General features: G+C 65.1%; 20 protein-coding genes. 1 reads left to right on the plus strand and 19 read right to left on the minus strand.

Translation table 11 applies throughout. From position 1 onward, the window contains the following. From EN906_RS00005 to EN906_RS00095, 19 genes are all read right to left on the minus strand, one after another. Window positions 1-642: alpha/beta fold hydrolase (locus tag EN906_RS00005; RefSeq protein ID WP_127375042.1), on the minus strand; the 642-nt coding region annotated here is incomplete at its 3' end. Between the two features lie 27 nt (window positions 643-669). Next, a complete protein-coding gene (locus EN906_RS00010; protein ID WP_127266425.1) occupies window positions 670-1686 on the minus strand; it encodes an alcohol dehydrogenase catalytic domain-containing protein in 1017 nt (338 codons plus the stop codon). 12 nt (window positions 1687-1698) lie between these two features. Further along, entirely contained in the window at window positions 1699-2724 is a 1026-nt protein-coding gene (locus tag EN906_RS00015; RefSeq protein WP_127266426.1) for a branched-chain amino acid ABC transporter permease, read from the minus strand. Continuing rightward, the gene (locus EN906_RS00020) at window positions 2721-3584 is read right to left on the minus strand and encodes a branched-chain amino acid ABC transporter permease (protein WP_127266427.1); all 864 of its coding nucleotides are present in this window, start codon (window positions 3582-3584) and stop codon (window positions 2721-2723) included. Before EN906_RS00020 ends, EN906_RS00015 begins: the two co-directional genes overlap by 4 nt. After that, window positions 3571-4299 carry an ABC transporter ATP-binding protein gene (locus EN906_RS00025; protein ID WP_127266428.1) on the minus strand — a complete coding sequence of 243 codons (729 nt, stop codon included), beginning with the start codon at window positions 4297-4299 and terminating at the stop codon, window positions 3571-3573. Before EN906_RS00025 ends, EN906_RS00020 begins: the two co-directional genes overlap by 14 nt. Further along, entirely contained in the window at window positions 4296-5024 is a 729-nt protein-coding gene (locus EN906_RS00030; RefSeq protein ID WP_127266429.1) for an ABC transporter ATP-binding protein, read from the minus strand. The genes EN906_RS00025 and EN906_RS00030 overlap by 4 nt, the downstream gene beginning before the upstream one ends. Before the next feature lie 25 nt (window positions 5025-5049). Next, on the minus strand, window positions 5050-6357 hold the full coding sequence (locus EN906_RS00035; RefSeq protein WP_127266430.1) for an ABC transporter substrate-binding protein: 1308 nt from the start codon (window positions 6355-6357) through the stop codon (window positions 5050-5052). Window positions 6358-6420: 63 nt separating this feature from the next. Beyond that, a complete protein-coding gene (locus tag EN906_RS00040) occupies window positions 6421-7239 on the minus strand; it encodes an SDR family NAD(P)-dependent oxidoreductase (RefSeq protein WP_127266431.1) in 819 nt (272 codons plus the stop codon). After that, window positions 7239-8129, minus strand: coding sequence for an intradiol ring-cleavage dioxygenase (locus EN906_RS00045; protein ID WP_127266432.1), 891 nt, complete (start codon window positions 8127-8129; stop codon window positions 7239-7241). The genes EN906_RS00040 and EN906_RS00045 overlap by 1 nt, the downstream gene beginning before the upstream one ends. A 10-nt stretch (window positions 8130-8139) precedes the next feature. Beyond that, complete coding sequence (locus EN906_RS00050) at window positions 8140-9894, minus strand: FAD-dependent monooxygenase (RefSeq protein WP_127266433.1); 1755 nt, start codon at window positions 9892-9894, stop codon at window positions 8140-8142. Beyond that, a complete protein-coding gene (locus EN906_RS00055) occupies window positions 9894-10943 on the minus strand; it encodes a branched-chain amino acid ABC transporter permease (protein ID WP_127266434.1) in 1050 nt (349 codons plus the stop codon). The genes EN906_RS00050 and EN906_RS00055 overlap by 1 nt, the downstream gene beginning before the upstream one ends. A gap of 8 nt (window positions 10944-10951) precedes the next feature. Next, complete coding sequence (locus tag EN906_RS00060; protein WP_127266435.1) at window positions 10952-11815, minus strand: branched-chain amino acid ABC transporter permease; 864 nt, start codon at window positions 11813-11815, stop codon at window positions 10952-10954. 67 nt (window positions 11816-11882) lie between these two features. Continuing rightward, the gene (locus EN906_RS00065) at window positions 11883-12584 is read right to left on the minus strand and encodes an ABC transporter ATP-binding protein (RefSeq protein WP_127266436.1); all 702 of its coding nucleotides are present in this window, start codon (window positions 12582-12584) and stop codon (window positions 11883-11885) included. Next, window positions 12584-13300 (minus strand): ABC transporter ATP-binding protein, encoded by a 717-nt coding sequence (locus EN906_RS00070; protein WP_127266437.1) that lies wholly within the window; start codon window positions 13298-13300, stop codon window positions 12584-12586. Before EN906_RS00070 ends, EN906_RS00065 begins: the two co-directional genes overlap by 1 nt. A 59-nt stretch (window positions 13301-13359) precedes the next feature. Further along, window positions 13360-14634 (minus strand): ABC transporter substrate-binding protein, encoded by a 1275-nt coding sequence (locus EN906_RS00075; RefSeq protein ID WP_127266438.1) that lies wholly within the window; start codon window positions 14632-14634, stop codon window positions 13360-13362. Between the two features lie 26 nt (window positions 14635-14660). Next, complete coding sequence (locus tag EN906_RS00080) at window positions 14661-15722, minus strand: maleylacetate reductase (protein WP_236383217.1); 1062 nt, start codon at window positions 15720-15722, stop codon at window positions 14661-14663. Beyond that, entirely contained in the window at window positions 15722-16438 is a 717-nt protein-coding gene (locus EN906_RS00085) for a dienelactone hydrolase family protein (RefSeq protein ID WP_335930785.1), read from the minus strand. Before EN906_RS00085 ends, EN906_RS00080 begins: the two co-directional genes overlap by 1 nt. Then, window positions 16378-17337: a VOC family protein gene (locus tag EN906_RS00090; protein ID WP_127266441.1), complete on the minus strand. Its 960-nt coding sequence runs from the start codon at window positions 17335-17337 to the stop codon at window positions 16378-16380. Before EN906_RS00090 ends, EN906_RS00085 begins: the two co-directional genes overlap by 61 nt. 3 nt (window positions 17338-17340) lie before the next feature. Beyond that, a complete protein-coding gene (locus tag EN906_RS00095) occupies window positions 17341-18246 on the minus strand; it encodes a dioxygenase (RefSeq protein ID WP_127266442.1) in 906 nt (301 codons plus the stop codon). A gap of 93 nt (window positions 18247-18339) precedes the next feature. Here EN906_RS00095 and EN906_RS00100 point away from each other — a divergent pair, with 93 nt between their 5' ends. After that, the gene (locus EN906_RS00100; protein ID WP_127269808.1) at window positions 18340-19290 is read left to right on the plus strand and encodes a LysR family transcriptional regulator; all 951 of its coding nucleotides are present in this window, start codon (window positions 18340-18342) and stop codon (window positions 19288-19290) included. Window positions 19291-19460 lie beyond the last annotated feature (170 nt).

Genomic DNA, 19460 nt, shown 5'->3' on the forward strand with positions numbered 1-19460 from the left:
GTCCTTGGTGCCCCAGACGACCAGCGTCGGGTTGGTGATGCGCGCCAGGAAGCGCCGCAGGTTCGGATGGCCCATGCCGAATGGCATCAGTAGCCGGCCGAGCGTGTCGCCTTCGCGGACGCGGTCGGCGCCGAAGGCCTCGGCAAAGGCGGGGTCTGAGCCGTCCGGGAAATAGCGCAGCGCCACCGAGACGTCATGCGCCAGATAGGCCGGCAGCTCCTGCGGCGCGACCGCGCCCAGATCGGTGGCCGGATGCGCGGGGTTGAGCCCTGCCGGCGCGATCAGCACCACCTTGTCGAAACGCTCCCGCGCAAGGCCGGCGAGCTCGGTCGCCATCCAGCCGCCCATGGAAAAGCCGATGAGATGAGGCTTCTCCGGCAGGTTCAGAACATCGAGCAGGTTCAGGTAGTGCAGAACCATGTCGGACATCGCAGCGACATGCGGCGCCGGGCCAGAAAAGCCGAAGCCCGGATGGCTCGGGCAGAGCACGCGGAAGCGGTCGGCGAGGCCCTCCGCGAAGTCGAAGCCTTCAAGCGTCGAGGCGCCGTGCAGGAACAGCACGGGCTTGCCTCTACCGATGGCCTTCACCACCGTTTCCGTGCCGCCGATATCGTATTCGAGGGTTTCGAATTGAACGGCCATTTTCACTCTCCTCAAACAGGTGCGGCCTCAAACAAGGTCCGGCTGGATCAGCACTTTGCATTGCGTGGTGCGGCGGCGAAGGCTCTCGAATATCTGCGGAACTGGCGAGAGGTCGATCCGGTCGGTGACCAGAGCTTGCGGTGCGAAAGGTCCGCCGCGCAGCGCATCGAGGGCGACGCCGAATTCGTTGTGCTGATGGAAGAAGACCGAGAACAGCAGGTTCACTTCCTTGGTCAGCGCAATGAACGGATCCCATTCGTCGCCGCCGATACACAAGCCGACGCCAACCACCGTGCCCTGCAGCCGCACCGCTTCGACCGCCGCGCCGATGAGGCCGCGCTTGCCGACGCATTCGAAGACAATGTCTGGCGCTCCGCCACAGAGATCGGCGAGGTTTTCGGTCAGCTTTTCGCCCGAAAGCGCGAAGCCGGTCGCGCCGAGAGCAAGCGCACGCTCGCGCTGATGGCCGTGGATGTCGGCCACCACGACACGCGACGCCCCCATCCGCCGCGCCCAGAAGGCGACGAGCAGTCCGATCGGCCCAGCGCCCAGGATGGCGACCCGATCCCCCGGCTTCATGCCCGAGCGGACGATGCAATGCAGAGCGACCGACAGTGGCTCGGCCAACGCACCATCCTCGAGCGCCACATCGCCGGGCAGGATATGACACTGGCGTGCGGCCACGGTCGCGTATTGCGCATAGCCGCCGCCGATCAGCTCCATCTCGCGACAGCGCGCCGGATCGCCGCGCTCGCAGGCTTCGCAGTGTCCGCAACCGCGCATCGGCGCGACGGCGACACGGTCACCGATCCGAAGGCCTGTTGCCTCCGATCCGACCGCGACGATGTCCCCAGAGAATTCATGGCCGAGCACGAAGCCTGCCTCGATGCCGAAAGGCACGGGGTCCTCGGTGATATGCAGATCGCTGCCGCAGATGCCGCAGGCGGCGACACGCAAGACGACCTCGCCCGGTGCCGGCGTCGGGTCCGGCACCGTGCCGATCCGCAGCGGGACGCCGACCCTATCGAAGATGGCGGCTTTCATGAATCCTCCTCGTCAGCGGTTCGGGTCGACGAGCTTGCGTCGGATCGGGAACCATGGTGCATCCCACCGTTTCGAGATCAGGCCCCAGATGCCCGTCCGGGCGTAGAGCGCGACCAGAAGCGTCATCAGGCCGAGGACAACGAAATAAGTCGCGCCGTATTCGCCGAACCAGCGGTCCGCGATGAAGAAAATCAGGGATCCGATCAGAACGCCCTCGATGGAGCCGATTCCGCCGACCATGACGATGAAGATCGCGACGTTGGCCCACATCGGATCGAAGGCCGAACCCGGGGTGATGCGGAGCTGCGCCATGAAATAGATCGCCCCGGCAAGACCGCAGCCGACCGCCGACGCGACGTAGATCAGGAAGCGCAGCTTGACGACATTCACGCCCTGGCTTGCGGCCGCGACCGGATTGTCGCGCATGGCGATCAGCGCAAGGCCGAAGCGCGAGCGAAGCAGCCAGTAGCTGCCGCCCAGCGTGACGAGCAGCATCCCCGCGCAGAGCAGCGACATGGCGACATTCCGCTCGAAGGCCGAATAGTCCTTCATCACGCGAAGCGACATGCCCGCGCCGGAATTGACGAGCGGCAGGTTCGAGGCGGTCAGCCGGAAGACCTCGGCCACCACCCATGTGCCGATCGAAAAATAGGGGCCATCCAGGCGATGCAGCAGCAGGTAGATCGGCACGGCCAGCGCGGCCGGCACCAGCAGCGAAAGGAAGACCGCCACAAACGGATTGATGCCGTAAGTCTGGGCCAACACGAAGAGCGCATAGCCGGCCGCTCCCATGAAGGCATGCTGACCCACCGAGACGAGGCCGGCATAGCCGGCGAGCAGGTTCCACATCTGAGCGACGGCGATGTAGCAGCACAGCACCAGAATCGACCGGATCGTGCCGGTCGAGGCCCACCATGGCATGGCGGCGACACCGATCAGCGCCAGCACAGCCAGCGTCATCGCGATGCGACCGGACCGGGTCTGGCGCTGGACCAGGACCTCAGGCACCTCGGTTGCCACATAGGGGATCGCACTCATGACAATGCCTTTCCGAACAGGCCCTGCGGGCGGGTCGCCAGCACGATCAGGAAGACGATATGTCCGGCGAGCACGCCGAAGCCCGGATCGATGCGGAAGCCGATGGCCTGCGAGATGCCGAGGACCATCGAGCCGGCGAAGGCGCCCCATACCGTCCCCATGCCGCCGATGATCACCGCTTCGAAGGCGTAGATCAGCTGGGCAGGTCCGTCGGCCGGCGCGACGGTCGACCGCAACGCCTGGAAGACGGCTGCAAAGCCGAGGATGCCGACCGCTGCCGCTGTCGCCATAGCATAGACGGCGCGCGGATTGATGCCGGTCATCGCCGCTGCCTCGACATCGGCCGACGCGGCGCGGAGCGCCCGGCCAAAGCGCGTGCGCTTCAGCGTCAGGTCGAGGCCTCCTGTCAACCCCGTGGCGACGGCCAGCACGATCAGCGGCAGGAGGCCGACATAGATACCGCCGATCTCGATGGATTGACTCTCTATTCCATGGCCGGGCAACGATCGGCTGTTCGCGGACCATATCTGCAGCATCAGGTTCTGCAGCGCGATCGAAAGTCCGAAGGTGGCGATCAGCGAGGGCAGCGGATCGCTGCCCACCACGCGGTTCAGCACGGCCTTCTGCAGCACCCAGCCCATCAGCACCGCGAGCGGCACCAGTAAGATCAGCACAGGCAGCGGTCCCAGACCCCAGGCCGTGGCTATCGAAATGCCTATCAGCGACAAAAGGATCACCAGATCGCCATGGCTGATGTTGACGATCCGCATGACGCCGAACATCAGCGCCATGCCGAGCGCATACTGGGCATACATGCCGCCCAGCAGGACTCCCTGCACCAAGGCGTCAAACCACTCCATGGCCTGCTCCAAAATAGGCTTTGCCGATCTGCTCACGCGTGATCTCGGCGGACCTGCCGGTCAGGGTCACGCGCCCCTCCAGCATGCAGTAGAGGCGGTCCGTAGCGGTTCGGGCGAGGCCGACATCCTGCTCGACCACGATCATCGCCGTTCCGGTGGCGCGGATTTCGGGCAAGGCGGCATAGATCTCGCGGATCACCTTCGGCGCAAGACCAAGGCTGATCTCGTCGCAGAGCAGCACGCGCGGCTGGCAGAGCAGCGCGCGGCCGATCGCCACCATCTGTTGCTGTCCGCCCGAGAGGCTCTGGACCTGCGTGCGGGCCTTCTCCTTTAGGATCGGGAACAGCAGGTGCAACCGCGGCAACGTCCATCCGCCCTTAGCGCCCATGCGCGCGGCCTGGTCGATGGCGACGCGCAGATTGTCCTCGACCGACATGCCGGTGAAGAGCCGACGGCCCTCCGGCACGATGGCGACACCCTTCTGGACCATGCGGTCGGTGGTGGTGCCGCCAACGGCCTCGCCGTGCAGCAGCACCATCTCGCGCGCAACCGGGAGCAAGCCCATGATCGAACGCAGGAGTGTGGATTTTCCTGCCCCGTTAGCGCCGATCAAGGCCACGGCCTCACCCTGGTGCAGCTCGATGTCGACGCCGTAGAGCGCCTGGAAATCGCCATAGCGGGCCAACAGGCCGTGGGTGGAAAGAACGGCCGTCATGCCTCGATCCCCATGTAGACGCGCTGGACCTCGGGCAGCGCAATCACTTCGGCTGGCACGCCTTCGGCGATCTTCTCGCCGAAGTTCAGCACCAACAGCCGGTCGGCCACCGCCAGCAGCGCGTGCAGCACATGCTCGATCCACACAATGGTGATGCCGCGGTCGCGTATGCGGCGCACCAGCGCCACCAGCGCCTTCGATTCATCGTCGGTCAGCCCGCCCGCGATCTCGTCCAACAGCAGCAGCTTCGGATCCGACGCCAGCGCGCGCGCCAGCTCCAGCCGCTTGCGATCGAGCAGAGTGAGCGCGCCGGCCGAGACATTGGCCTTGTCGGAGAGCTCGCAATCGCGCAGGACCTGGGCGCAGAAAGCATAGCTCTGCTTCTCGGACCGGCCGCCGCCGAAAGCGGCGGCGACCAGCAGGTTTTCGAAGGTGGTCATGCCGGAATAGGGACGCGGGATCTGATAGGTCCGCCCGATCCCCATCTGGCAGCGCCGGAAGGGCGGCTCGCCGCGAAGCGCGGTGTCGCCGAGCTGGATCTCGCCGCCGGACGTCTTCAAATCGCCGCTGATCATGTTGAACAGCGTCGTTTTGCCCGCCCCATTCGGGCCGAGGATGCCCAGCACCTCGCCCCGATGCACGTCGAAGCTCACCTCATGCAGGACGCGGACAGCGCCGAAGGACTTCGACACGCCGTGCGCTTTCAGCAGGATTTCCCTACCCATAACTCTGCCCGCGTTCCCGCTCATGTCACCAGGCGATCGGCTGGATAGCCTGCTGCGGCGCGAAGAGCTGATTGACAGTGTTGTCGACGATCTTCAGGTCATAAGGCCATTTCTCGCCCTTCACCCACTGGCCGCCGAAGATCGGCGTCTTGCAGATGTTCTTGTGGGGTGAGCCGTCGAACTTGATATGACCGACCAGCGTCTGCAGATCGGTAGCGACCAGAGCGTCACGATTGGCCGCACGGTCGAGCGGATTGGAAGAGCGCTTCAGTATGTCGAGGGCGACCTCGAGCAAGGCATGCGAATAGCCCAGCGGCTGCGTCCACTGGCGCTTCGTATCGGCTTCCCATTGGCTGGCGATGTCGCTGCTGACCTGGCCGGTCAGCGACGACTTGAACGGGAAGGCCGGGGTCCACCAGACCTCCGAGGACATGCCGTTGCCTAGAGGACCCATGGCCTCGACGCCACCCGGGAACAAGAGCGCCGCCGCCACCGTGACCGCCTTCGGCTTGAAGCCCTGCTGGTTGCACTGGGTGACGAAGGTCTTCAGATCGTCGGGATAGGTAATGCCGCCGATGATCTCGCAGCCCTGCTTCTTGAACTCGGCTATCTGTGCGGAAAAATCATTGGTGCGGGGCTGGAAATAGCCGGGCACCACGACCTCGTAGCCGGCCTTGCGGGTCGGCGCTGGCAAGCCATATTCGTCGTTGCCCCAGGTCTCGCCGTCGATGTTCTGGGGGAACAGCATCCCGACCTTCTTGTTGGTCTCCAGATGGTTCCAGAGCCCGACGAAGGTGTTCAACGCCTCGTCGAGGCCCCAGAAGAAATGATAGGTCCAGTCGAAGGTCTGCTTGCCGCCGCCGCGCGGCATGATCACCGCTTGCCAGGGAGCGCCCGAGGAAATGCAGGGCGTTTCATAAAGCTCGGCCTGCTCGGCCGCGGGCAGGATCGTGTCGGTGGTCGAGGCCGGCACGAGCAGATGCACCTCGTCGTTCAGGATCAGATTGCCGGCGATTTCCGATGCCTTGTTCGGATTGGACTGGCTGTCGCGGTCAAGAATCTCGATTTCGTAGGTATTGCCGTCGGCGCATTGCAGTTGGCCGCCGAGCAGGGCGCGGATCTTCTGCAAGGTGTAGCCATCCGTTTCACCAAACAGGGCGAGCGGTCCGGTCGTCGGGCTGAGATAGCCGAGCTTGATCTTTCCCGCCGTCGCGGCGCGCACATAGGCCGGCATGCCAAGCGTGCTGGCGGCAAGGCCGGCTCCAATCCCCTTCAGGACGCTTCGGCGGCTGGGCCGCAAGCCCGATTTCACCAGTCTGTTGTAGTAGCTCATCGTCGGTTCCTCCCTGGGTTAAGTTTCTCCGGCCCACGGGACCGGTCTCAGTTCAAAGCGGCTTCAGGTCATCCTCAGCAGTGAGCCGCCATCGATTACGATCAGCGAGCCCGTGACGTAAGACGCGGCCGGCGACGCCAGATAAAGCGCCAGGCCCTTGATCTCTTCCGGGTCGCCGATCCGACCGAGCAGCGACTGGGCCTCGAAGGCCTTGCGGTCCGCCGGATTGCGCAGCCGGCCGCCGGCGATGTTGGTGATGAACGGTCCGGGCAGGATGGCATTGATGCGGATGTTGTAGGCGCCAAGCTCCATCGCCATGTGGCGAACGAGATGGTTCACCGCGGCCTTGGCGGGCATGTAGGGCGTGCCCACGATGCTCTCGTTGATCAGCGATGCAATGGACGACGTGACGATGATCTGGCCGCCGCCATTCGGCTTCATGTGCCGGACGGCATGCTTGATCGTGGTGTAGACCGAGGTCAGGTTGATCTCCATCACCTTGTCCCAGTGCTCGTCGGGCAGGTTCTCGATGGCGCCCTCGGGGTTCCTTTCGCCCGTCGGGGTGTTGAAGCCCGGCCCGGCATCGATCCCGGCATTGGCGAACACGACATCGATCGAGCCCGCCTTCCCGGCGACCTTGTCGAAGGCTGCGGCCATGGCCGCGCGGTCGCCGACATTGACAACCTGGCCCCAGACATCGCCACCCACCGCCCTGATCGCGGCCACGGTCGTGTCAAGCCCGGCAGGGTTCAGGTCGAAGATACAGACCTTCGCCCCGTGCTCGGCCATGATCTCGGCATAGGCCTGCCCGATGCCGCTGGCGCCCCCGGTGACGATCACCGACTTGCCTCTGACATCGAACATCTTTTCAAGTGCGGCCATCAGTTTCCTCCCTTGTGCGACAGCACGAAATCGAACTCCACGTCGTAGAACGGGGCCGCAACCTCGACCCTGGCGGCAGCTTCGGCGTCCTCGATCTTGCGGAATTCGGCGAGCAGGCTCTTCTTCACGCCGAAGACGGCATCTGAATCGATGTACGGGTCGTCCGGGTCGAAGATGTGCGTGGTCAGCGCTTCGAAGCCCTCGGCCTCGACGATGTAGTGGAGATGCGCCGGACGATTGGGGTGACGCCCCAGGGCGCCCAGCAGCTTGCCGACCGGGCCATCATCCGGGATCGGGTAGTATTTGGGCTTCACGCCGCGGAACCAGTAGCGCCCGTCCGCGCCGGTGCGGAAGACGCCGCGCAGGTTGAAGTCGGGTTGGATGCCCTTCTGCTGCACGTCGTAGAAGCCCTCGTCATTGGCCTGCCAGACGTCGATCTTGGCGCCTGCGATCGGCTTGCCCTCGGTATCGAGGATGCGGCCATGCACGAACATGGGCTCGCCCTTCTGGTCGAGGCAGATGTTCGAGCCCATCGGCAGTTCGGGCGCATCGGCGACGTGGAAGGGTCCCAGCACCGTCGATTCCGAGGCGCCCGACGGCTTGCGGTTGTTGATCGCATCGACCAGCATCGAGACACCGAGAACATCCGACAGCAGGATGTATTCCTGCCGCCACTCGTTGCAGATCTGGCCTGTCCGCGTCAGGAACATGATCGCGCCGAACCATTCCTCCTGTGTCGGCTCGATCTCCTTCACCGCCTCGTGCAGCTTGCGGGTGATGACCTCCATCACCTCTTTGAGTCGCTCGTCCTTGGCGTTCCTGTTCCGCGCCACCACGACCTCGGCCGAGTTCGCTTCGGTGAAATAGCCGGATTCGTGTTCGTCGATCATGCGATCCTCCTCAGCGCGCCAGAACGGATTTGAAGACCCGGCGCAGTTCGGCCGCCGGATCGGCCGCCAGCGTTTCGGAACGCCAGGCAACATGATGGTCGGGACGAACGATCAGGCAGCCGTTGTCGCGGATCTCCCGCGCGCCGGCCCAGTCGCCGGTATGATCCTCGATCGCGCGACGCGGGCCGATCACATGGCTGCGGATCGGCAGACCGAGTTCCGCGCCCACCGTCTCCGCCGCTGCGACCCACGCCTCGCCGCCAATGCCGGTCAACAGCGTGAACTCGCCATGCCCGCAAAGATCGAGCGTCGAGACTTTCCTGCCGGAGCGCTCGAAGACCCAGACATGCGGCAAGCGCGCACCGGGCCACGTTGTCGGCGCATAATGCAGCTCGCGATCCTTCTCGAAAGGCGGCTCGCGCTGGCCGTCGGTCACCACCGCGCCGGAGGCATAGCGCTGGTTCATCTCGACGCCATGGGCGTCGAACTCGTACTTCTTGAAGGCGATGGCCTTGCGGAGCGCCTCGCGCTGCGCTTCGGCGACGGGCGTCGCATCGGCGCGAGCCTCCATGTTCCTGTGGATCTTGTCGTGATCCACGCCGCCGTCCATGCCGAGCGCCTCGAAGATCGGTCCGAATTCGGCGATGGACTGGTTCGCCCGTGTCACGATCTGGCGCGCGATCGGTGCGCGCTCGGCCGAGAAGCTGTCCAGAAGCCCGACCCCCGCCTGCCCCTTGACGACCTTGGCAAGCTTCCAGGCGAGGTTGAACCCGTCCTGGATCGATGTGTTCGAGCCGAGCCCGTTCGAGGGCGGATGCCGGTGCGCGGCATCGCCCATGATGAACACCCGCCCCTTCTGCATGTGCGTGGCGAAGCAGTTGTTCACGGTCCAGGTGTTGGCGCCCAGGAGCTCGATCTCGAGCGCGGGATCTCCGACCAGTTGACGCGCGACGCTGGTGGCCAGTTCCGGCGTCACTTCAGGCGGCGGCTGGTTGATGTCGTAGCCCCAGACGATCAGCCATTCGTCCCACGGCCGCACCATGCGCACGAGACCCATGCCGATGCCGCCGACGTCGGCGCCGGGCTGCATGACCCAGTAGAGGACGCTCGGCCGGTGGGCGACATATTTCGAGAGATCAGCCCTGAACAGGATGTTCATCGAGCCGCCAACGCCCATCTTGCCCTCGAGCGGCAGGCCCAGATGCTCGGCCACCAGCGAGTTGCCGCCGTCGGCGCCGACGAGGAACTTCGACCGCACGGTGAAATCCTTGCCCGACAGCCGATCGTGGCAGGTCGTGGTCACGCCGTCCGCATCCTGGACATGGCTGACATATTCCGTGCTCATGCGGGCCTGCGTGCCGCGGGCGCAGGCCGACTTGAACAGGATCGGCTCCATGAAGGTCTGCGGCAGATCGTTCATGAAGCAGGGAGACGACAGGAGATGTTCGGCCTTGGAGAGCGGATGGACGCCCCAGCTCTTCATGCGGCCGATCTCCTCGCCGGCCAGGCTTTCGCAGAACACGTTCTCGCCCATCAGCTCCTGCGGGGAGGCGTGCATCATGGCCTCGGCCTCTACCTCCGGCCCAAGGTCGCGCAGCACTTCCATCGTGCGCTGGTTGGTGATGTGGGCACGCGGCGTGTTCGACAACCAGCGATAGCGATTGACGATCATGTTGGCGACGCCGTAGCTGGACAGCAGCGCGGCGGTGGCCGAGCCGGCCGGGCCAGTGCCGACGATCAGCACGTCGGTTTCGATATCCGCCATCAAATTCCTCCCTCGATCTTCGGACCGGTCAGCCTGCGGCGAACCGGAAACAGGTGCAGGCCCTTGCGGGACGCGATCAGGCCCCACAGCCCCTTTGGTGCAAAAAGCATTACGACGACGGCGATGAGGCCGAGCGTCATCAAGTACCAGCTGCCGTAGTCGGCCAACGCCGAGCGCAGCGCAAAGAAGACCAGCACACCGAGGATCGGCCCCTCGATGGTGCCGATGCCGCCGATGACGACTATGAAGATGACGTTGGCGGTCCAGTCGGTGACGGCAAAGGCCGCTCCCGGCGAGATGCGGGCCGTCTGCAGAAAGATCAGCGCGCCGATCAGCCCGGTGGCGGCCGCGGCGATCAGAAAGACCGCCCATCTGAGCCGGCCGGTATCGACGCCGACCGATTGCGCCGCGTCGACATTGTCGCGCACCGCCGCCAGCGCCAGCCCGAGGCGATTGCGCAGCAGCCAATAGATGCCGCCGGTCACCGCCACGACCAGCGCCAAGGCCAGCCAGTAGGCCAGGACGTCGCGTGCCGCGGCCTCGCGGACGCCGAACAGCGCCCTGATCGCATCGGTGCCCAGGATGCTGCTCGTCGCCTCGCGCGGCAGCGAAGTGCCGGTGCCGCCGCCGAGCGCCTTCCACTGCGCGACCAGCAGGCGCGTCACTTCAGCGATTACCCAGGTGCCGATGGCGAAATAGGCGCCCTGCAAACGGAATGCGAAGAAGGCCGTCGGAACCGCCAGCACCAGCGCCGCAAGCCCCCCCAGTGGGATCGCCAGGACCGGATTCCAGCCAAGCAGGATCACGCCGGCGAACATCGCGTAGGCGCCGATGCCGACGAAGGCCTGCTGACCCACCGAGACCAGGCCGCCATAGCCCGCCAGAAGGTTCCATATCTGCGCCAGCGTCAGCATGGTGAGGATGAAGAACAGATCCTGTATGACGCCCCGCGAGGCCACGGCAGGCAGCGCGAGCGCGGCGACGATGACGATCGGCACCGTGATCGCGGTTACGGTTCCGGCGCGGGTGCGGGTTGTCAGTCGATACATGCCGCCCCTCAATCCACTGCGCGCGGAAAAAGCCCGCGCGGTTTGAGCAGCATCACGGCCAGGAAGGCGATGTGGCCGGCCAGGATCTGCCATTCCGGATTGAGCGCGGCACCAAACGTCTGCGCCACGCCGATGATGATCCCGCCCGCGAGCGTTCCCCATAGGCTGCCGAGGCCGCCGATGATCACCGCCTCGAAGGCATAGATCAGCCGCGCCGGCCCGATCGAAGGATCGAAGTTTGCCCGCATGCCGAGATAGAGGGCCGCCAGCGTCACCACGACCATGGCGATCCCGGTGGCGATCGCGAAAATCCGCTTCGGTTCTATCCCCATCAGCCCCGCCGTCACGGCGTCGTCCGAGGTGGCGCGGAAGGCACGGCCGAGCGCGGTGTGGTAAAAGAGCCCGTTCAGGGCAATGATCATCACGATCGCCGAGGCAAAGGTCATCAGCGGCATGATCCCCACCGTGACCAGCCCGAGATCGAGCGATGCCCCTTCCAACGCGCCCACCGGAATACGGCGGCTGTCGGCGGAGAAGGCCTCGAGCAGGCCGTTCTGCAGGGCGACCGACAGGCCGAAGGTGACCAAAAGCGGCGGCAGGATGTCCTTGCCCAGCACGCGGTTCAGCACGGCGGCCTGCAGCAGCCAGCCGAGCGCGAACATCGCCGGCATGGCGACCAGGGCAGCGATCCAGGGCGACAGGCCGAGCAGCGTGACGCCCATCAAAACCAGATAGGCGGCAAGGATGATGAGGTCGCCATGGGCGAGATTCACCAGCCGCATGATGCCGAAGACGAGGCTCAATCCCGCTGCAAATAGGGCATAGAGCCCGCCCAGCAGAATCCCCTGCACGAGGGTGTCCAGCCAGATCATCGCCGCGCCACCTCGATCAGGCCACAAGAGCGCTGCGCGAGCAGATGACGGAGCCTCGGTTTCCGGATCATGCCGCCACTCCGAAATAGGCAGAATGGATGTCTTCGCGCTTGACCTCGGCCGCCCTGGCGGCCAGCGTGACGCGGCCCTCCATCATGCAGTAGACACGGTCGGCGACCGCCAGCGCCTTGCCGATATCCTGCTCCACCAGCACGATCGCGGCGCCGCCTTCGCGGATCCTGGGAAGGGCTGCGTAGATGTCGCGGATGACGACGGGCGCGAGGCCGAGGCTGATCTCGTCGCAGAGCAGCAATTCGGGGTTCGACATCAGCGCCCGGCCGATCGCCACCATCTGCTGCTGGCCGCCCGAGAGCGCTGTGCCGGGGCTCTTGCGCCGCTCGCGCAGGATCGGAAAAAGATCATAGACCGCGTCGAGGTTCCACGGCCCCGGCACCTTGCGCGCCTGCCCGCCGACCAGCAGGTTTTCCTCGACAGTCAGCGAAGGGAACAGTCGGCGCCCCTCCGGCACCATGGCGATACCGCGCTTCATGATCTCGGCCGACGACAGCGCGCCGATCGACTCGCCTCTGTGCAGCACCATACCGGGCTCGTTGCCGATCACGCCCGTGATCGAGCGCATCAGCGTGGATTTTCCGGCGCCATTGGCGCCGATAATCGCCACGCATTCGCCCGCGGCCACGCTGATATCCACACCGAACAGCGCCCGGAACTGGCCGTAATTCGCGGTGAGGCCACGCGTTTCCAGCATCAGACCTCGAGCCCCAGATAGATTTCGCGAACCGCCTTCGAGGCCATGATCTCATCAGGCGCACCGATCCCGATCACACGCCCGAAATCCAGCACGAGAAGCCGCTCTACCACCGAATTCAGGGCGTGCAGCACATGCTCGATCCAGATGATTGTCGTGCCCCTGGCGTGGATCGCCTTGATCGTCGCGACCAGGGCCTTGCATTCGCCCTCCGTCAGACCGCCGGCGATCTCGTCCAGAAGCAGAAGCTCAGGGCCTGTCGCCAGGGCGCGGGCGAGTTCGAGGCGCTTGCGGTCGAGAAGGCTCAGCGAGCCGGCCACGAAATTGGCCTTCCTGAGAAGCTCCGTCTCCTCGAGGATACCAGCGCAATCGTCGACCATCTCGGCCTCGCGTCCGCCGCGGCCGAAAGCGGCAGCGGTCAAGAGATTTTCGAACACGGTCAGCCCCTCGAAAGGCTGCGGAATCTGGAAGCTGCGGCCAACGCCCATGCGCACCCGCTCCATCGCCGGAGCACGGGTCACGTCGCGGCCGAGCAATTCGATGCGCCCCTCATTGGCAAACAGATTGCCGGTGATCAGGTTGAAGAGCGTCGATTTTCCCGCGCCGTTCGGGCCGATAATGCCCAGCGCTTCGCCGCGCGGCACGCTGACGGTCACGGAATCCGCAACCTTCAGGGCGCCGAAGGACTTCGAAACGTTTTCCAGCCTGAGTATCATCACTATCATCCTTGGGTCGCGCCGAACGAGGGCGGCGGTATCAGCCGCCCTCGGCAGCGTCAGGCCAGGGCTTCCATCTTGCCGGCGGTGGGTATCTCGGAGGCGCCGGCGTTTTCGACGATCACCAGATCGAAGCCGCCACCGGCCTTCTTGCGCCACTGCCCGCCAACGAGCGGTGTCTTGCAGACGTTCTTCGCGGCGAAAGGTGGCAATCCCGCACCGCTCCAGGCCACTTTGCCCACCACCGTCGTCATGTCGGTGGCCGCTATCGCCGCCGCGATCGCCTCGGCATTGGTTGGATCCGACACGCGGCCCATGACATTGGCCGCCACCTCGAACAGCGAATGGACAAAACCGATCGGCTGGGTCCAGGGACGGCCGGTCTTGGCGGTGAAATCCGCAGCGAGTTCGGCCGAACTCTCGCCCGTCAGCGACGATTTGAACGGATGCGAGGCCGACCACCAGACCTCGGACGAGAGGTTGTGGCCAGCATCGCCGAGCGTCTCGACCGATTGCGGAAAAAGGATCGCCTTGGCGACCGTCACCGCCTTGGGGTTGAAGCCCTGCTGGCGGGCCTGGTTCCAGAAGGTGGTGAAGTCGGGGGGAATGACCACCCCGGTAACGATCTCGGCATTGGCGGCTTTGAAGGCGTTGACCTGCGCGGTGAAATCGTCCGAAAGGTTCTGATAGCGGCCAGGATCGGCAAGGCTGAAGCCGGCGGCATCGAGGCCGGGCTTCAATCCATTCTTCGGGTCGCCCCAGGCATTGCCGTCGGCATCGTTGGGGAACAGCCCGCCCACCTTGCCGTTGGTGGAAAGCTGTTTCCACATGCCGGTGTAGACGGCGATGATGTCTTCGAGACCCCAGAAATAATGATAGGCGAAGTTGAAAGGCTTCCACGAGGCCGGATCGGCCGGATTGCCCTGCTGGCCGATGAACCAGGGCTGCCACGGCGCCATCGTCGAGATGACCGGCACGCCCTCCGCCTCGCAGGTGGTGGCCACAGGGTTGGTGTTCTCGGGTGTCGAGCCGACGAGCATCAGGTTGATCTCGTCATCGACGATCAAGCTCTTCGCCACCTCGGCCGCGCGATTGGGATTCGACTGGCTGTCCTTGACGATGACCTCGAAGTTCTTGCCCGCCTCGGAAGCGAGGAAGGCCTTGATGTTGTAGGCATCGCTCTCCGCGAAGCCGGCAAGCGGCCCGGTCTGCGGCGAAACATAGCCCAGGCGGATCTTGGCGCCTTGCGCGATGGCCGGCGTCGCCAGGCGCGAACCGGCCAGCGCCAGGCCTGTCGCCGCCGAGGCTTTCAGTAGGCTGCGTCTTGTGATCACTGTAGTTCCTCCCTCTTGTTTTATTCTCAAGCCCCCGGACGGCGTCCCTCCCACGCCACCTGAAGGAGTTCCCTTATCGATCCCGGATCGATTGGCCTCGGATTGGCATAGGCATTCTTGACCGCGATCGCCGCCGCGCGGTCGAGATCGGTCTCCTCGATGCCGATCGCCTTCAAGCTCAGCGGAGAGCCGACCGACTGTGCGAAATCCCAGAGCCCGCCGCCCGCCGAGCCGCCGCCGAATGCCTCGGCGATGGGGCGCAGCAGATCGGGCACTGCCGCTTCGTTGAAGGCGGTCGTGTAGGGCAGCAGGATGGCGTGGGTTTCGGCATGCGGCGTATCGAACGAGCCGCCGAAGACATGCGCCAGCTTGTGATGCAGCGCCATCGAGACATAGCCGAGTGCGGTCGAGCAGCACCACGCCGCATAGAGCGCCTGCGTCCGCGCCGCGCGATCCTGCGGGTCGCCGATCAGCCTTGGAATGCCGTCCTTGAAGGCAATCATGGCATCCCTGCACATCAGCACGATCACCGGGTTGCGATCGGGGGCATAGAAGGCCTCCATCGCATGAGCGATCGCGTTCATCGCCGAGGTCACGGTGAGACCTACCGGCAGACTCAATGTCAGATCGACGTCGTAGATCACCGTCTCGGGGCGGATGTCCGGCGAGCGGCGGGTGGTCTTCTCACCGGCCGCCGTCTCGCCGAGGATGTCAGTCATTTCCGAGCCGGCATAGGTGGTGGGAATGACCACCTGGTCGGCGCCGGTGCGCACGGCAATGGCCTTGCCGAGCCCGGTGGTCGAGCCGCCGCCAAGACTGACGACCGCCGAAGCGCCGCTGCTGCGGAAGGCATCGACGGCCTTTTCCGTGACCTCGACAGGGGTATGCATGACCGCGCCGGCAAAGATCCCGGCCGCGAGGCCACCAAGGCTTGCGGCCAGTCTTTCCGCATCGCCCTTCTGATGCGATGTCGACAGCACCATCACCTTGTCATGGCCGAGCCGCCGGACTTCCTCTTCGACGCGAGCCATGCTGCCGGCACCGAAGACCACCCGTGTCGTCAGGCCAGGAAAGGTGAAGCTGTCCATCATCGCGCCGCCTCCATGCGCGGGCCACGCCCGGCCGCGAGGTCGTCGAGGATCGTGCCCAGCATGGCGATCTCGGCGTCCGAGACCTCATGGCCGCGGCCCGGGAACAGATCGGCCCGCAGGCTCGCGCCAAACCGGCCCAGCGATTGCGCGGCATCGGCAAACGCCGAGACCGGAATCCAGGGATCAGCATCGCCACCGGAAAGATAGATCGGCATTCCGGCCGGCGCCGCCTCGGATCTTTCGTCCGCCGGAACGCCGACACGGCAGCCCGTGAAGGCCGCCAAAGCGTCCGGCGGCGGCAGCCCCGCGCAGAGATACTCGATCGAGAGACACGCCCCTTGCGAGAAGCCCGCGAGAAGAAGCGGCAGTCCGGGCAGTTCGGCCCGCGCCGCGACCATTGCGGCCGCAAGGTGGTCGAGCGCATCCGAAAGCTGCGCGCGGGCGACCGGCGTCAACGGATCGACGGCACGCGCCTCCCACCAGATGCCGTGCGGTGCACGCGGCAGGATGAAGGCCACGGCGGACGCGGAAAGCCGCGACAGCACATGCGACTGCATCTCTTCGGGCGATTGGCCGCGGCCGTGGACGAAGACGCAGATCGCCTTCGCCTCCGGGCCTCTTGGCCCAAGCCGGAGCGGACCGCTGCCTGAACTCACGTGAAATCCGCCTCTTCCAGGCCGGCCTGCAATTCGCTCTCGCGGTCCTTGAACCACGGCGGGAAGACCAGCGTCTTGCCGATCTGGCCCGGAGGCTCATCCTTGGCCCAGCCTTCCGGCGTGGTCCAGGCAATTTCGAACAGCGCGCCTCCGGGCGAGCGGACATAGCAGGACTTGAAGTAGTTGCGGTCCTTCTGCTCCGATATATCGGTGAAGCCGAGGCCCTCTATATGGGCGCGCAGTTTCAGCTGGTTCTCTTCGTCGCCGGTGTTGAGGGCTAGATGGTGGATGGTGCCGCCAGCCAGCGTCCAGGTGCCCTGCGGGCTGTCGCGATCGACAATGACCTCCACGCGCTGCGCGACGCCGGCCGCGTCCGGCACGCGGAACACAAGCCCCTCGTGGTCATCGGCCTCTTTCTCCATCGGCAATGCGATGGTCAGGAAGTCGTCCATGGCGGTGCGGTCCATCACCGCCACCACGGCGCCGTAGATTCCCTTGATGCCGTGGGCCTTGCCGATGCCCTGCGTTTCGTTGGCGATGGGCGCGCGTGGATCCCTGTCGCTTTCCACCAGCTCATGCGGGATGCCGCAGGGATGTGCGAAAGCCGCACGGTCGGCGCCAAAACGAGTGATCTTGATGGCCTCGATGCCGCGCGCGTTCAACCGGTCGACCCAGAAATCCACGGCCCCCTTGGGGATCGACTGCATGATGGTACGCGACTGGTTGGATCCGCGGCGGCCATAGACGCCTGGCTTGCGGAACGGGAAGGTGGTGATGATCGTCGAGGCATCGCCGTTGGGCGAGCCGTAATAGAGGTGATAGACCGGGATGACGCCGTCGAACAAGACGGTGCGCTTGACCGAATGCAGGCCCAGTGCCTTGGTATAGAAATCAAAATCTTCCTGAGCGCTGTCCGTCGAGAGCGTCAAATGGTGGTAGCCGCTGACACGTGCCATCGGTCATCTCCTCCCAGAGGTTTCGGTTTCGCCCCGCCGCTGCGGACAGAGCACGAGGTTGAGGTCGAGCGCGTGCTTCCGTTTTCCTCCGTTGGGCGGCAGCGCGCGGAACTCGGCCATGAGTTCGGGCTTGACCCCGAAGATCGCATCCCGGCCGATCGCGGGGTCCGACCGGTCGAAGATGTGGGTCGTCAGCGTTTCGAAGCCCTCCGCCGAGACGCGAAAATGGATGTGGGCCGGCCGCTCGAGGCCAAGGCCAAGCGCCGACATCAATTGGCCGACTGGGCCGTCCGACGGCAGCGTGTAGCCCTTCGGCTTCACCGTCGTGAAGCGGAACCGCCCCTGCGGATCGGTACGGAAGCGCCCGCGCAGATTGAATTCAGGCTGCTTATCAGGTTCCTGGTTCTCGTAGAGACCCTCGGCATTGGCCTGCCATATCTCGACCATCGTATCGCCGATCCCCGCGCCGTCGAGCGCGACGATCCGGCCGGCAACTTCCAGCGGCTCACCCTTGTGATCGCGCGAGATGTTCGCGCCGAGCGGCATCTCCGGCACGTCGGCCCGGTAGAAGGGGCCGGCCAGGGTGTTTGGGGTCGCCCCAACAGGGCGCGGGCTGTTCTGATCCTCGATCAGCGAAGACACGCCCAGGACGTCGGCGAACAGCACCCATTCCTGGCGCCGCGCATCGGCGTAGTGGCCAACCTCGGTCAGAAAATCGATCGCCTGCCGGAATTCCTCGCCGGAGGGGCGCAACTCGACGATCAGCGCGTGCAAACCGTCGACGGCTGCCTGTGCCGCCGCCGCCAGGCGGGACTGGCCCATTGCCGTCAGGCGCCGTGAGAATTCCTCGGCCTGCGTCGAGATCGCCTTGGGGAATTCATCTCGCTTCGGGTCGTGCTGGCCGTGCATTCCGCCGGGGCCTCCCTTCCCCTTGCCAAGCGGGATAGCACGGCCCGACGCGATGCTTGATGAGATGTGGCGTCCCTTGTATAGCGTTTTGCTATGAAGCTGAACGAGCGCCACCTCATGCAGCTCGCTGCGGTGCTGGATGCAGGCGGCGTGTCGGAAGGAGCCGCTATGCTGGGCCTGACCCAGCCGGCAGTCAGTCGATCGCTGGCCATGCTGGAGGCACGGGTGGGCGAGCCGCTTTTCCTCAAGGGTCGCCGGCCCCTGCAGGCGACACCGCTCGGCTTCCAGCTGGCGGCGCAGGGCCGCACGATGATCACCGCGTCGCGCAAGGCGTCGGATGCGGTGCAGGGCTTCATGAAAGGCACCAAGGGCGTCGTCCGTGTCGGCGGCGTGCCTTTCTTCATGGATGCGATGATCAGCCGGATGATCGGAGAATTCCAGAAGCTCGAGCCCGAGGTCACCGTCCAGCAAAGCTACATGAACCTGCCCGAGATGGTCGCGGCGCTGGAGAGCAACCAGATCGATCTCGGGATCGTGCCGATCGGCGTGCTAGACCTGGGACCCGGCTTCGAATTCACGGAAATCCTGCCCGGACGCAACGTCGTGGCTTGCCGGCCCGACCATCCCCTGCTGCGAAATCGCCGCCTCAGGGCGCATGACCTGACCAGCTTTCCCTGGGTTGCCCCCCTACCCGGCTCTCCGCTGATGTCGGACCTGCAGATGATCCTGATGAGCATCGGCATGTCGGACCTCAACGTCCGCTATTCGGGAGGCTCGCTGATGAGCGTGATCAACTTCCTTGCCGAAACCGATGCGCTGGCGGTGCTGCCATTCTCCGTGGTCTTCGCGCAGCGCAAGGAAAACCGGGTGACGGTGCTACCCTATGAAATTCCGCAGCCCAGCCGCTCGCTTGGAATCCTGCGCCGGGTCAGCGGGCCACGCTCGCCCGCGGCAGAGCGCTTCGCCGGCCACGTCACGACCGCCTTCGAGAATCTGAAGCACATCATCAAACGGCACGAGAATGCCGTCGTCTGGGGGCGGTAATCCGGCCTCGCTATTCGAATGATGCGGTGGCGTCACATAACGCGCATGTTTCCTCCAGCCGGAGGCGCTTCATCCCCGCGTCGCCGGTTAGGCTCGACGGCCGCCCGCCCCCAAAAGCCGTCGGGCCGCCAGAAATCCCGATATCCTATTGGCTCTCCCTCCTCCACCTC

It is taken from the genome of Mesorhizobium sp. M7A.F.Ca.CA.004.06.1.1 (genome assembly GCF_003999135.1).
Lineage (GTDB): Bacteria > Pseudomonadota > Alphaproteobacteria > Rhizobiales > Rhizobiaceae > Mesorhizobium.

Bases quoted from the DNA above. Each gene is read 5' to 3' on its own strand.
- EN906_RS00035 (WP_127266430.1), bottom strand. From the start codon at position 6,357: ATGAGCTACTACAACAGACTGGTGAAATCGGGCTTGCGGCCCAGCCGC.
- EN906_RS00010 (WP_127266425.1), bottom strand. From the start codon at position 1,686: ATGAAAGCCGCCATCTTCGATAGGGTCGGCGTCCCGCTGCGGATCGGC.
- EN906_RS00070 (WP_127266437.1), bottom strand. From the start codon at position 13,300: ATGATACTCAGGCTGGAAAACGTTTCGAAGTCCTTCGGCGCCCTGAAG.
- EN906_RS00030 (WP_127266429.1), bottom strand. From the start codon at position 5,024: ATGGGTAGGGAAATCCTGCTGAAAGCGCACGGCGTGTCGAAGTCCTTC.
- EN906_RS00020 (WP_127266427.1), bottom strand. From the start codon at position 3,584: ATGGAGTGGTTTGACGCCTTGGTGCAGGGAGTCCTGCTGGGCGGCATG.
- EN906_RS00040 (WP_127266431.1), bottom strand. From the start codon at position 7,239: ATGGCCGCACTTGAAAAGATGTTCGATGTCAGAGGCAAGTCGGTGATC.
- EN906_RS00100 (WP_127269808.1), top strand. From the start codon at position 18,340: ATGAAGCTGAACGAGCGCCACCTCATGCAGCTCGCTGCGGTGCTGGAT.
- EN906_RS00080 (WP_236383217.1), bottom strand. From the start codon at position 15,722: ATGGACAGCTTCACCTTTCCTGGCCTGACGACACGGGTGGTCTTCGGT.
- EN906_RS00015 (WP_127266426.1), bottom strand. From the start codon at position 2,724: ATGAGTGCGATCCCCTATGTGGCAACCGAGGTGCCTGAGGTCCTGGTC.
- EN906_RS00050 (WP_127266433.1), bottom strand. From the start codon at position 9,894: ATGGCGGATATCGAAACCGACGTGCTGATCGTCGGCACTGGCCCGGCC.
- EN906_RS00060 (WP_127266435.1), bottom strand. From the start codon at position 11,815: ATGATCTGGCTGGACACCCTCGTGCAGGGGATTCTGCTGGGCGGGCTC.
- EN906_RS00095 (WP_127266442.1), bottom strand. From the start codon at position 18,246: ATGCACGGCCAGCACGACCCGAAGCGAGATGAATTCCCCAAGGCGATC.
- EN906_RS00045 (WP_127266432.1), bottom strand. From the start codon at position 8,129: ATGATCGACGAACACGAATCCGGCTATTTCACCGAAGCGAACTCGGCC.
- EN906_RS00055 (WP_127266434.1), bottom strand. From the start codon at position 10,943: ATGTATCGACTGACAACCCGCACCCGCGCCGGAACCGTAACCGCGATC.
- EN906_RS00065 (WP_127266436.1), bottom strand. From the start codon at position 12,584: ATGCTGGAAACGCGTGGCCTCACCGCGAATTACGGCCAGTTCCGGGCG.
- EN906_RS00090 (WP_127266441.1), bottom strand. From the start codon at position 17,337: ATGGCACGTGTCAGCGGCTACCACCATTTGACGCTCTCGACGGACAGC.
- EN906_RS00025 (WP_127266428.1), bottom strand. From the start codon at position 4,299: ATGACGGCCGTTCTTTCCACCCACGGCCTGTTGGCCCGCTATGGCGAT.